Source organism: Sphaerochaeta sp. UBA5849 (assembly GCA_002432715.1).
Taxonomy (GTDB): domain Bacteria; phylum Spirochaetota; class Spirochaetia; order Sphaerochaetales; family Sphaerochaetaceae; genus Sphaerochaeta.
In genome coordinates this window covers 2,213-15,792 of record DJGJ01000066.1, presented here as the reverse complement: position 1 = coordinate 15,792, position 13,580 = coordinate 2,213, and the positions used below count along the sequence as shown (strand labels likewise).

The 13,580-nt window shown below is 51.0% G+C and carries 12 protein-coding genes; all 12 read right to left on the bottom strand.

Annotation, left to right across the window (positions count from 1 at the left end; all coding sequences use genetic code 11):
• Positions 1–18 precede the first annotated feature (18 nt).
• On the bottom strand, positions 19–1,140 hold the full coding sequence (gene tgt / locus B3K89_RS11335; protein ID WP_293895101.1) for a tRNA guanosine(34) transglycosylase Tgt: 1,122 nt from the start codon (positions 1,138–1,140) through the stop codon (positions 19–21).
• Between the two features lie 9 nt (positions 1,141–1,149).
• On the bottom strand, positions 1,150–2,235 hold the full coding sequence (locus B3K89_RS11330) for an LptF/LptG family permease (protein WP_293895099.1): 1,086 nt from the start codon (positions 2,233–2,235) through the stop codon (positions 1,150–1,152).
• On the bottom strand, positions 2,232–3,494 hold the full coding sequence (locus B3K89_RS11325) for an LptF/LptG family permease (protein WP_293895097.1): 1,263 nt from the start codon (positions 3,492–3,494) through the stop codon (positions 2,232–2,234). Before B3K89_RS11325 ends, B3K89_RS11330 begins: the two co-directional genes overlap by 4 nt.
• A 2-nt stretch (positions 3,495–3,496) precedes the next feature.
• Positions 3,497–3,946 carry a dUTP diphosphatase gene (dut, locus tag B3K89_RS11320; protein ID WP_293895095.1) on the bottom strand — a complete coding sequence of 150 codons (450 nt, stop codon included), beginning with the start codon at positions 3,944–3,946 and terminating at the stop codon, positions 3,497–3,499.
• A gap of 1 nt (position 3,947) precedes the next feature.
• Entirely contained in the window at positions 3,948–6,056 is a 2,109-nt protein-coding gene (gene pnp, locus B3K89_RS11315) for a polyribonucleotide nucleotidyltransferase (protein ID WP_293895093.1), read from the bottom strand.
• Positions 6,057–6,176: 120 nt separating this feature from the next.
• A complete protein-coding gene (gene rpsO / locus B3K89_RS11310) occupies positions 6,177–6,443 on the bottom strand; it encodes a 30S ribosomal protein S15 (protein WP_293895091.1) in 267 nt (88 codons plus the stop codon).
• On the bottom strand, positions 6,440–7,219 hold the full coding sequence (locus B3K89_RS11305; RefSeq protein ID WP_293895089.1) for an FAD synthetase family protein: 780 nt from the start codon (positions 7,217–7,219) through the stop codon (positions 6,440–6,442). Before B3K89_RS11305 ends, rpsO begins: the two co-directional genes overlap by 4 nt.
• Positions 7,220–7,272: 53 nt before the next feature.
• Entirely contained in the window at positions 7,273–8,169 is an 897-nt protein-coding gene (gene truB / locus B3K89_RS11300; protein WP_293895087.1) for a tRNA pseudouridine(55) synthase TruB, read from the bottom strand.
• Positions 8,153–8,515, bottom strand: a complete 363-nt coding sequence (gene rbfA, locus B3K89_RS11295) for a 30S ribosome-binding factor RbfA (protein WP_293895085.1) — start codon at positions 8,513–8,515, stop codon at positions 8,153–8,155. Before rbfA ends, truB begins: the two co-directional genes overlap by 17 nt.
• The gene (infB, locus tag B3K89_RS11290) at positions 8,512–11,373 is read right to left on the bottom strand and encodes a translation initiation factor IF-2 (protein WP_293895082.1); all 2,862 of its coding nucleotides are present in this window, start codon (positions 11,371–11,373) and stop codon (positions 8,512–8,514) included. The genes rbfA and infB overlap by 4 nt, the downstream gene beginning before the upstream one ends.
• 19 nt (positions 11,374–11,392) lie before the next feature.
• Positions 11,393–12,886, bottom strand: a complete 1,494-nt coding sequence (gene nusA / locus B3K89_RS11285) for a transcription termination factor NusA (RefSeq protein WP_293895079.1) — start codon at positions 12,884–12,886, stop codon at positions 11,393–11,395.
• Entirely contained in the window at positions 12,876–13,340 is a 465-nt protein-coding gene (locus tag B3K89_RS11280) for a ribosome assembly cofactor RimP (protein ID WP_293895076.1), read from the bottom strand. The genes nusA and B3K89_RS11280 overlap by 11 nt, the downstream gene beginning before the upstream one ends.
• Positions 13,341–13,580 lie beyond the last annotated feature (240 nt).

Below are 13,580 nucleotides of genomic sequence, written 5' to 3'. Positions count from 1 at the left end.
CTGTTTCTTGCTGTCCTGCTACTTTGTGTAGAATCGTGCAAGGTAGTCTCTCTTGAAGGATGCAAATCTGTTCTCCCTGATGGCCTGCCTGACTTGCTGCATGAGGCGGTAGAAATACGTGAGGTTGTGCTGGGTTGCAAGCATGCCCCCGAGCATCTCACCGGTCTTGACCATATGGTGCATGTATGCCCGGCTGTACTGGGTACATGCGCGGCAGGTACATCCCTCCTCGATGGGACGTTGGTCGAACTTATGGATCGCCTTTTTCAGCGTCACCACCCCATCATCGGTAAATACGGCACCGTTGCGGGCCATCCTGGTCGCCAGGACGCAGTCGAACATATCGATGCCGTTCTCAACAGCCTCCAGGATGTAGTCGGGGCTTCCGATGCCCATTACATACCTGGGCTTGTCACGGGTGACCAAATCCGCAGTGTACTGCAGATAGTGTACGAACTGCTCTGCAGTCTCCCCTACGCTGAGGCCTCCGATTGCAATACCGGGGAAGTCCATCTCGTTGAAGAACTCTGCACTCTGTTTTCGCAAGTCCTCATAAAAATTGCCCTGCACGATGCCGAACAAATTCCCCTTGAATGCTTCACCCAAAAGAAGCCGATGTTCCCACGCCCGTTTCGCCCAGGCATGGGTGATATGCATTGCTTCGGTCGCGGCACGGTGGTCGATCTGTGGCGGAGTGCATACATCCAGGCACATGGCTATGTCTGAGCCGATGATTTTTTGGGTGTCGACGACACTTTCGGGCGTGAATACATGCTTCGATCCATCAACATGGCTCTGGAAGGTCACCCCCTTCTCCCCGATCTTCCTGAGCCCTGAAAGGCTGAATACCTGAAAGCCTCCACTGTCGGTCAACAGGTTTCCGCTCCAGTTGGAGAAGGAGTGCAACCCTCCGAATTGGGAAAGAACCTCGAGTCCAGGACGCAAATACAGGTGGTAGGTATTGCCGAGAATCAAATTGTACCCGATTTTTTCGACATCTTCATGAAACATGCCCTTGACCGTACCATTGGTACCGACAGGCATGAAAACAGGGGTTTCCACCTGACCATGGCCGAGCGTCAAGAGACCGAGACGGGCTTTACTGGTGGTATCCTGGTGCAACTGCTGAAATATCTTCATTGGTATCCTCTATCGTATAGCGACTCGTTCCGCCAGTGCTATGCATACTATCACAATCATGGGGATTGCCATACCCCAAAACGGGCCGATCACCGCTTGCTTTGCCATGATCAAGGTCACCATTTGCACGACATAATAGATGACCGCCAGGCCAAGGCTGGTGATGATGGAGAACAGCAGCACATTTTTCTTGTATTTGTAGCTGATGGCACAGGCGATGAACAGCATCACCAAGGGAGTCAGAGACTCCATGAGCCGTTTGGCAAAATCGGTGGCGAGTTCAGGATACCGATTGGGGTCCAGCTCCTTGATTCTGGCAAGGTAGTGCATGGCTGTCCTTAATTCCATGGTCTTGATGTCGTTGGAAAGGTTTCTGAAGTACGATGGCTGAAGCGTGAAACTCGGTACATACATCGTAGGGTTCTCGGTTTGGTTGACTACCATGGTTGCAGTGTCTATCTCCTGCTCTCGCACCTGTTCCAATCTCCAAATGCCCTGTTCCTCCTCCCAATATGCCCATACAGCATCGATTCGGGTCTTCAGCGAGCCATTTTCATCGATAAGAACCAGCATTACCTGGGCCAGACGCTTCTCCTTTTCACTGTATTGAAGGGCATGAACCACATAGGAACCCTCCGGGTCACGCAAGGTGATGTTTCGATTATCGTAGGTGCTGCGTAGTCCAAACAGCGAGTCTTCCAAAGCTTCCCGCTCTTTGCTGAGCGGTATGTGGACATACTCGGAAAAGAAGAATTGCATCCCAGAAAATACCAGGCCGAGTGCCAGGATGGGGACGACGATTCTTCGGTATGAGTGACCGCTGCCCAAAAGGCAGATCATTTCGTTGTTGGCTTGCATCTGTGATAGAAAGAACGATGCCGAGAACAACAATGAAGGTCCGAGGGCGAAGAGAACAGCCTCCGGGGCATAAAGCAGGGTGAGTTTTGCTATTACCGGATAAGAGATGCTACGGGTAAGGTAGGAGTCGAGATTTGCGAACAAGTCAACGCTGAGCAGCATCAGTGTGCAGAGCAGCAAGGTTGCAAAAGCGACCATGGTGATACTGCTGATGATGTGTCGGTCTATCAGCTTCATAGGCGCCTCGCATGCAGCAAAAGCACAAGGCCGCTGATGAACATGATGAGGTTCGGTGACCAGATCAGGATGGCCGGTGTAATGGAAAGGGAGAATATTTGCATCTGTGCGAAGAACAACAGGTACCAGTACAGGACTGCAACCAGCATGGATAAGCCGAATCCTATGAGCCGTCCATGCTTGACGCGGAAGAAGGAGAGCGAGAAGGTAAGAAAAACAAGCATGAAACAAGCAGCGCTGAGTGCATACTTTTTATGCAGTTCAGCCCGGTAATATTGGTAATAAAAATTGATCGGCTTTTGCGCTTTGAGCTGTTTCAGCTCCTCCTGCACTTTTTCCATCTGCGAGACATCCACGTTTGCATCAGTTTTTGTCTCTTCAAGCAAGAGAGAAAGCGAGAGCTCGAGTGCCCTGATCTTCTCTTCATACCGTTTTTTTTCTTCAAGAAATGCAGCCTTGTGTATCTCGATATTCTGTTGCAGCTCCTTGATGGAAAGCTGGGAAGGCAAAGCCGATGCAATACTGGCAATCTGATTGGAGAAATTCAGGTAGAACTGGGCAGATTCGGCTTTTGAAAGAGCCCAACCCTGGTTCGATTCGCTTTTCAGAATTATCGGTTCATCCAGCTTGAGCTGGTAGATGAAGGACTGCAGGTCATACAGGGAGACCTCCGCCTTTGGAGAACTGATGATTTGTCCTTCCCTGGATGATGAGGTTTCGAAGAGAACAACGTCATGTACAATATTCCCCTCCACCTGCTTGTTGACCATCACGGTATCGGCAATGGTATTTGTGCTGTTCGCCCGAAGCTCGAGGGTGGGAAGGTCGCGCATCAGGTCGGTGTAGAGCTCACGATACTTCTTGGTGCTCCAAGGAAGGGCTTTATCGGCGGTAAGAAATGTCAAAAGGGAAAACACTAGGGAGATGACAATGATCGGGAAGAATACATGTTTGAGGGAGATGCCGCTGCTTCGGATCGCCAAGATTTCATTATTTCCTGAGAGGTCGCCGATGACCATGCTGCTGGCAGTCAACGAGCTGAACGGAAAGGTGTACAAAAGAAATTGGGGAATGGAGAGCAACACCAGCTGAAACACCGCAAGATAATCTACTTGCTTGAGCAGGATCCTTTGGGCGATCAAGAGAATCTGGTTGATGAAAAAAATGAAAAAGAAGAAAAAGAACGCCACGACAAAAGAGAGCACATACTCTCTTCCAACGTGGCGATATACAAGTGAAAAACGAGCGGATGAAGCCAAAGCTATACTCCCGTCGAACCAAAACCTCCACTTCCCCGCTCTGTTACATCCAAGCTGATCGTTTCAGTGAAGGAAGCTTGTTCACATCGTGCGATGATCATCTGGGCGATACGATCGCCGTGATGAATGCGTACGTCCTGCTTTCCATGGTTGATAAGAAGTACACAGACTTCACCACGGTAATCAGCATCAATGGTGCCGGGACTGTTCAGCACAGTCAAGCCATGCTTGGCAGCCAGCCCGCTTCGCGGTCTCACCTGAGCCTCGTACCCGGTCGGCAGCTGAATGCTCAGGCCTGTGGGGATCTTGGCATAGCAGCCGCTGCAAATCACTACATCCTCATCAAGGCAGGCGGAAAGGTCGGCACCGGCGCTGTTTGCAGTCCCATAGACCGGAAGCAGTGCTTCCGGTCGTAGCTTGACTACAGGCACCGTGATCGAAACAATTTCCATCTTACTTCGACTTTGCCTCGATGGCATCGATGTAGCTGAGGTTCAGACGGTTCTGACGGTCAATCTCAATGAGCTTCACCGGAACAACCTGGCCTACTTTCAGTACATCCTCTACATTCTGCACACGAGTCTTCGCAAGCTTGGAAATATGACAAAGTCCTTCCTTGCCAGGCAGGATTTCAATAAAGGCACCGAAGTCCATGATCCGCTTCACGGTTCCCTCATAAATACGGCCGACTTCCGGTTCCTCAACGATTGACTTGACCAGTTCCTTCGCCAACTGGGCGGAAGCATTGTTCCTGCCATAGATGGTGATGGTTCCGTCATCTGCAATATTGACCTCGGCACCGCTCTGGCTGGCGATGGCCTTGATCGTCTTTCCACCGGTTCCGATGACAGCTCCAATCTTCTCTTCATCCACCTTCATGGTAAGGATCTTGGGAGCATATTCGCTGATTTCCTCCCGGGAAGTGGCCAGAGCTCCTTCCATAATGGAAAGAATGTGCATTCTGCCCTGCTTGGCCTGCTCAAGAGCTTTCTTCATGATTTCAGGGGTTACTCCTGCAATCTTGATGTCCATCTGGAAAGCGGTGATGCCGTCACGGCTGCCTGCAACCTTGAAGTCCATGTCGCCGAGATGGTCTTCTTCACCCAGAATATCGCTGAGAACGACATACTTGGAGTAATCTGCACCTTCGGTGATAAGACCCATGGCAATGCCTGCCACCGGCTTCTTGATGGGAACACCTGCATCCATCAGGGAGAGACAACCACCGCAAACCGATGCCATGGAGGAGGATCCGTTGGATTCCAAGATCTCACTGACTACCCGAATGGTATAGGGAAAGGACTCCTTGGTGGGAACGATTGCTTCCAGTGCACGCTGGGCCAAGTGACCGTGACCGATTTCACGCCTTCCGGTGCTCAACCTTCCACACTCACCGACACTGTACGGAGGAAAGTTGTAATGCAGCATGAAGGAGCTGTAACTCTTCTCACCATCGATGGTATCGAACATCTGCTCGTCACTTGCGGTACCGAGGGTGGTTACTGCCAATGCCTGAGTCTCTCCACGGGTGAATAGGGCGGAACCATGGGTTCGTTCCAGTACCCCTACCTCGCAGCTGATGGGTCTGATCTGATCGACTTTGCGTCCGTCGGTTCTCTTGCCGTCGTTGAGGATCGAGGAGCGAAGAATTTCGTACTCAAGGTCCTCGAACAGGGTTGCGAGCTGACCATCGCGCTTGGAATCCTCATCAATCAGGTCTTGGAACTTCTCCCGTACTTCAGCCTGAACCTTGGCAAGAGCGGCATAGCGTTCCATTTTTCCTTTTACGAAAGAGGCTTCCTTGATCAAGGGATACGCATAGTGGCGAACCGGCTCGATCCAGGAGAGATCGACAGTGGGGGTCAGGACAGGGAGTTTTTCCTTGCCTGCAATCTTGCGAAGCTCAAGCTGTGCATCGCAGAGCTTGGTGATGACCGGTTGTGCGGCGGCAATTGCTGCAAGCATCACTTCCTCGCTCACTTCCTTCGCTCCGCCTTCAACCATGGTAATACCATCGCGTGTACCAGCTACGACGATGTCCAGGGTTGCACGCTCAATCTGGCTGAAGGTAGGGTTGACAACATAAGCACCATCCACCATGGAGATGCGAACTGCAGCGATGGGCCCGTTGAAGGGAATGTCACTGATGGTAACCGCAGCGCTGGCAGCATTGATGGCAATGATATCAGGGGTGTTGTTCATATCGGAGGAGACGACGGTGGGAACCACCTGGATCTCACGGCCGAACGCCTTGTCAAAGAGAGGGCGCATCGGGCGGTCGATGAGGCGGCTAACCAATATTTCCTTATCCTTGGGGCGGGCTTCCCGCTTGAGGAACCCACCGGGGATTTTGCCGGCGGCATAGTATTTCTCATTATATTCAACACTCAAGGGGACATAATCCAGAGCTTCATTCGGCTCTTTCCCGCAGCATACAGTTGCAATAACGGCACTACCCTCATAATGGGCATACACGGTACCACTGGTCTGTTTGGCGATTTTTCCGGTTTCAAACACCAGATCGGAATCACCTATCCGTACAGATACTTTTTTTACTTCCATCTTCTTGTTCCTTTCTTTGTTCTTTACGTTCTTTCTTAGACACTATTGAAATAAAATAGCTCCAACGGCCTGAAAAGCCATCGGAGCTATTCATACATTTTTACGAATGCAACACCACGACTACTTTCTCAGGCCGAGTTCGGCAATCAGAGAACGGTAGGCTTCGATATCGGTATTCCTCAAATACTTGAGCAACCGTCTGCGCTGACCGACCATCAGAAGCAAGCCTCTGGTTCCTGCATGGTCCTTCGGATTCTTCTTGAAGTGCGGCTGCAGGTCATTGATGCGGGCGGTAAGCAGGGCAATCTGAGCCTTGGTCGAACCGGTGTTCTTCTCATCACCGCCAAACTTGGCAATGATCTCTTGTTTCTGTTCCTTGGAAATCATGAAATACTCCCCTTAGCCTGAAAGCTAAGTCTTTTTGTACGAACAGCAAGCCAATCCCACATCGCTTTTGCCGGTACTATCAACAAGTCATCCTCACCAAGGTGTGCATGAACCTCTACGACAGACCCGTCTGAAAGCGAAAGCAAGGCATCATACACACCGGCCGGAGGCAACAGTTGCATGAAGGATGCAGTTCTGTACAGCAAGCCTTCTTCAGTGAACTTAGAGGGATACGCCACTAAATCCAATTCATAAGGCCTGCCGAGCATACTTTGGACCTCTTCCAAAGCGCCCTCAAGAAGTTTTTTACGCACCATGGTGCTTGAGGTGATTTCTCCATCTGCATTCAATACAAACGGTGGAATCTCAACATATGCCCCAGGCGACAATCGGGATAGATATTCCTGCAGCTGAACAGGTCCGGCACTTGAAGCCGGGGCACCGCAGCGGAAATCCTCACCGACAACCATCACTTTGACTTGGCAAAACGCACAAACCAAAGTGAGGAACTCCTCAGCTGTGAGTTTACTGAAATCAGCAGAAAAGTCAATGACAACAAGGTGATCAACCCCGATATTTTCAAGTAATTCCTCAATTTGGGCATCACTTGCCAGCTTGGAATGGTAGGGTTGGGATTTCATAAGCATCTTTGGATTCTTATTGAAGGTAATTACCATGCTTTGATAGTCCTGGACTTTGGCAAGTTCGACACAACGCTTGATGATTGCCTGATGGCCTCTGTGTAGCCCATCGAACACGCCGATGCATACAGACATGTTCTGCTGCCACAGTACGGGATGAGCTGAAAGATGCATGAAATCGTATCGTTTCACCCTACTATCTCCTTGCGATATGGATGGATTTGAGCAATAATCCGTCCTTCTTTCATATCTGCAACGGCCCGAAGCACTCCATCTGTGCTATACAGGGCGCCATAGGTTTCCTCATCACTTTGGCGAATCACCTTGACAGCGCGAGGAAAAGAACCATTTGCAAGGCGGAAGAGCTCCTGCTCATCCTCTACTTCAAAGATACTCACCGATGCTACACGTTTCAACAATGCATCGGTTTGCCCCATCGAGGCAAGAAGGCTTTCCCTCTGTTTGGCGTCCACCGCCTCACTGAGGTGGAACGGACCGATTGCGGTGCGCGTAAGGCCGACAAGATGAGCCCGGCTGCCTGCTGCCAAGCCTAAATCGCGGGCCAGTGAACGAATATAGGTGCCTTTCGATACATGGATGTCGGCAACAAGTATTCCCTGTTCATAAGAAACCGGTTCAAAGCTGTAGACGGTGATGGGACGCTTGGCCATCTGCACCTCATGGCCCCTGCGGGCCAGATCGCTCGCCCTTTTCCCGTTGATATGCAGCGCACTGTACTGTGGGGGTTGTTGCTCGAGGCTGCCGATGAAAGAGGGAATCGACTTCTGTATCCGCTCATACCCGGGAACATCGGCGACGGCGATGACTTGTCCCTCCGGATCGAGGGTGTCGGTCTCCGAGCCGAAGGCAATCTTTGCCCGATATGTCTTGTCCATTGAGGAGAACAACACATTCAATCTCGTCATGCTTCCCGTCAAAACTATCAAGAGTCCCTGGGCAAACTTATCAAGCGTACCGGCGTGGCCCACTTTGGCTTCGATGGTACGCTTGATATCATTGAGGGACGAAAAACTGGTAATGCCAGGTTTCTTGTTGATGAGAAGAATGCTAGCGTTTGTTCCCATCTTCCACCAGTGTATCAATCAGGGCATTGATTTTCTGCCCCTCCTTGAGGGAGACATCGGCCTTGAACGTCAATACCGGGGTATTCCTGGTCTTCAGAAAGGCCCCTACCCGTTTTTGGATGAATCCACTTGCCTTTTGCAGGGCTTCAACACTTGCCTGCAAAGAATCATCATCCAGGACACTCGAGATATAGACGGTGGCAAATGCATTATCCACCGAAAGTTGCACCCTGCTGACCGAGCACAAGGTGCTCACCATGGGAGACTTGATCTCCCCGGTGACGATCAGCGTGCTGATCGCCTCGGAGAGTCTTGCTTCTATGCGTTTCTGACTGTATTCACTCATATTCTTTCATTGCTCTCCAGCTTGCGGGCTATTTCCTCGGTTTCGACAACCTCAAGAATATCACCTACATGCAGGTCGTTGAAGTTCTCAAGACCAACGCCACATTCGAAGCCTTCAGCTACTTCCTTGGCATCGTCCTTGAAACGCTTCAAGCTCGAAATCCTGATCATCTCGCTGTTGATCTGGATGGAATCACGGATGACCCTGACCAGACTGTTGCGCTTGATCTTGCCCTTGGTAACCATACAACCGGCAATGGTTCCCACCTTGGGTACCTTGAAGGTGTCGCGGACCTCAACGGTTCCAATCTCAACCTCCCGTACTTCAGGACTCAGCATGCCTTCCATTGCCAAGCGGATATCATCCACCACATCATAGATGATGTTGTACTTGCGGATCTCAATCTTTTCCTGGTCGGCCAAAGCCTGTGCACGGGGCGTAGGCCTTACGTTGAAACCGATGATCAATGCATCAGAGGCGCTGGCCAAGGTGACATCACTCTCGATGATTGCACCGGCGCTTGCACGGATGACATTGAGGTGGATCTCTTCATTGGAAAGTTTCTCAAGAGAACCCTGCAACGCTTCGACGGAACCCTGGACGTCACCCTTGATGATGACGTTGAACTCCTGTATGGCTCCTTCCTTGATCTTCGAATAGAGGTTGTCAAGGGTGACCTTCTTCACATTGCGGCTGTCTCCCAGGCGTTCCAGTTCCTGTCGTTTTGCACCAACCTGACGGGCCTGACGCTCATCTTCGGTTACCTGGAACGGATCGCCGGCGCCGGGGATGTCACTCAAGCCGATGATCTCGACAGGTGTGGACGGACCGGCTTCCTCGATCTTGCGGCCTTTGTCGTCGAACATCGCCCGCACCCTGCCAGGGTATATGCCGGCGACATAGTAGTCGCCCTGCCTCAAGGTTCCCCTCTCGATCAAGACAGAGGCGACAATACCGCGTCCTTGGTCGATTCGACTTTCGATGATCTTGCCTTCAGCCCTGCAATCAGCATTGGCTTTCAGTTCAAGCATCTCGGCTTGAAGTAGAACGGTATCCAGCAGTTCATCGATTCCCTGTTTCTTCAATGCAGAAATCTGGCAATACAACGTCTGGCCGCCCCACTCTTCAGGCATCAATCCGAGATCCGAGAGCTGCTGCATAACGCGCTCAGGTTTTGCCTCGGGAAGGTCGCACTTGTTTATCGCTACAATGATGGGAACATTTGCAGCTCTTGCATGGTCGATGGCTTCACGGGTCTGGGGCATGACACCGTCATTGGCGGCAACCACCAGGATGACGATATCGGTAACCTGTGCACCGCGGGCACGCATCATGGAGAATGCAGCGTGACCAGGAGTATCGAGGAACACCACTTCTCCCTTGCCCGGAAGGTTGACCTTGTATGCACCAATGTGCTGGGTGATTCCTCCGAACTCCCCTTCCGCCACCTTGGTGGAACGGATGGCATCAAGCAGCTTGGTCTTTCCATGGTCAACGTGACCCATGACGGTAACGATGGGGGCGCGATCAACCAAATTCTCTTCACTATCCGGTTCACTGGCGATCAACGTCTCATCGTACAACGAAACAAGATGAACCTTGCAGTTGTACTCACTGCAGATGATTTCAGCAGTCTCGAAGTCGATTTGTTGGTTTATGGTGACCATCATTCCCATCTTGAACAGCTTGGCAATGATTTCACTCGCTTTCAGATTCATTTTCTTGGCAAGGTCACTGACTGTGATGACTTCCATCATATCAATGGTCTTGGGAACGGATGCCAGCTTTGCTGCAGCCTGTTCCTTCCTTCTCTGGATCTGGAATTCCTTCTCTTCCTCGGCATTCCGCTTCTTATAGGAAGCCTGGTCCTTCTTTTTGGTAAAGGTCTTCTTGGGTGTGCGCTGATTCAGCGTGTCCATATCCTGCGATCCGGGAGCTGAGCCGGGTCGTTGACCGGCACCGGGGCGCTGTCCGAAGGGAGGTCTCGCCCCACCGGCACCTTGCCCCCTGAAGCCGCCTTGACCGGCAGGCCTTTGTCCGGGTGCACCGCCGGCAGGACGTCCCTGATACGGAGGCCGACTCTGATAACCACCCTGACGGGGAGGCTGTGTTCCTTGATAAGGAGTTGAAGGACGGGGATTCTGACCCTGATAGCCCTGACCGGAAGGAGCACCCTGGCCCTGATAACGGGGATTTTGTCCCTGATAACCTTGTCCTTGGTAACGGGGATTCTGACCTTGGTAGCCCTGGCCTGAAGGTGCGCCACCTTGGCCTTGATACCGGGGATTCTGTCCCTGATAGCCGGATGCAGGCCTATTGCCCTGATACGGAGGTCTGGTTCCTGGAGCAGGTCTCCCGCCTACCGTACCTGCAATACGCGGTCCACTGGAAGGCACGGGAGCCTGTTGGGCGCTGACGCTCTCCGGTCCACGATTTTGCAGTTCGGCGTGGTCCTTGACGGTAAGTCCCTGATTCGGCACCGGCGGAAGATTGGTCGGTCTGATTACAACCGGACCATTATGCAGAGGGGAAGCGGAAAGCTTGTCTGAAGCAGGACGCTGAGTTCTGCGCACACCACCGAGGCGTTGCTGGGTGCCTTGTTTTTCATGAGACTTGGGACTTTCATCCACTTTGGGTGTTTCAACAACACTTTCCGATTCAACCTGCTCAGAGTCACTCTTGGGTTGGGGCTTGACCACAACCACTTTCTTTTTTACCACCACCACCCGGCGTTTTTCCGTAACTTTGGGTTTTGTATCTTGTTCCTTGGCGGGGCTCTTGTTCTCTTCCTTCTGCCCTGAGGGAGTTACTACATGTTTGATCAACGTTGCTTTAGGCTTATTATTCTCTTCCGTCATTATTTCCTCTTGGATGGTTTTACTCTACCTCAAATGCCAGACCTGTTCCACAGCTGGGGCACACGGTCATATCCATGGTGATGGAGCCACCGCAATTGGGGCAGACATATTCGGTCTCTCCATCTTCTTCGTTCTCAACGATATCGACATACTCGTTGATTGTGTCCTTGATCGCAATGATCTCCTCTTCACTCAGGTCGCCGAATCCGGCCAGCTCCTCATCACTGAGGTTGATGAACTCTTCAACACTATATACATCGTGGAATTGAAGCTTTCTGAGCAGCATGGAATCAAGGGGAAGTTCAGAAAGTGCAATCTCGTCCTCATCGACAAAGCCCGCGACTTCCGACTCAACAGCAACTTCATGCTCCTCAAACTCCGACTGGGCAATCTGTGGCTCAAACATGGGCTCATCGGTACTGAAGATGCTTTCAGCCCTGGATCTGGCTTCCTTTGCGATATCCATCTCATCGAACTGGGCTTGTGTTTTTACATCAATCATCCAGTCAACCAGCTTGTTTGCCAATCGGACATTAAGACCTTGTTTTCCAATTGCCAGGGAGAGCTGACTATCCTCGACAATGGCTACTGCATGATAAATATTCTTGTCGATTATCACGACATCCTTGACCTGGGCTGGTGACAGGGCATTGCGGATATAGTTGGCTGGATTCGTGTCATAGCGCAGAATATCGATCTTCTCTCCCTCGATCTCGCTCATGATAGTCTGAATTCGATTTCCCTTCAACCCGACACAAGCTCCAACCGGATCAATATCGTCGTTGCGGCTGGCAACGGCCACCTTTGTCCGATACCCGGCCTCTCGAACAATCTTGATGATGTCGATCTGGTTCTGTGCAATTTCGGGAACCTCGACTTCAAAAAGCTTGCGAATCAACTCAGGGCTGGTTCTGGAGAGAACAACACGAAGTCCGCGTTCAGCTTTCTCAACCTTTTCGACATAGCATTTGATCTTGTCATTGCTGCCATAACTTTCACGGCTGGATTGGTTTCGTCTGGGAAGCAACCCTTCGGTTGTGCCTATATCCACATAGATATCACCGTTGGGAAGCTGACGGCGATAGTATCCGATGATCAGCTGGCCTTCCTTGGCCTTGTACTCACTGTACAGCGTATCCTTCTGGATGTCTCTGAAGCTCTGATGGGCGCGTTGCTTGGCGCTTTGGACGCTGATGCGGTCAAACTCTTTGAGATCCACCGGAATAAGCAGTTCGTCGCCGATCTCACACTCCTCATGGATCTCCTTGGCTTCACTGAGAGGAATCTCAGTAACTTCATTATACCAATTATCGTCATCCACAATCTTCCTGCGGCTGGATAGCTCGACCGTCATGTAGTCCTCGCTGAACTCAATGACTGCATTCTCATCGGTACCGAATTTACGCTTATACGCTGCGCGAAGTATGTCCTCGATGGTGCTGATGACCAGCTCTTCGGAAATGTTCTTTTCCGCTACCATACTCCGGATAGCGTCACCTATTTCAGTTGCCATGTGAATCGTCCTCCCATCTATAGTCAAGCTTCGCCTTCTGAATATCAGCATAAGCTACAGACATAGTCTCAATCATCTCTTTTGCATCCTCGATATATACCTGGGTGAGCTGTACAGACGTTGGGTCGGCCTGTGCTATGATTCCACTGACCCACGCATCCTTGCTCGTATCATATACTCTTACTCGCTTGCCCGTAAACAAGCTGAACTCATATACGTCCTTGAAGTTGCGCTGCAGACCAGGTGTACTCACTTCAAGTTGCAAATCACGTTCACCGAGCTGCAACTCCATGCGGGGATAGACAAGACGGTACACCTTTGCACAGTGGTCGACGCTCACCTCATCATCTTTTGCGAGTATCACCATGGTAACGGCGACGTTTTTTCCCCGTTCAACCCGATTGATGTCCACCAGAGCGATTCCCATCGCATTGAGCAGTGGCTCATACTCCATGAACAAATTTGTTTTTTGTATTCCTGTTGCTAACATACCATTCCTAAAAATTCATAAAAAAGGGATGCGCCAACCGGCGATCCCCCAATAATCAAACACATCCTGATTAGCATAGTAAGCACTTGCTTGATGTTTGTCAACCGAACAACCATGGAAGATTGCCTTAATAGGAGTTACGCATCAAACGACTATAAATGAATAGCAACTAGTTGCCATTCAAAGAGAAAAGCAAGACGGGAA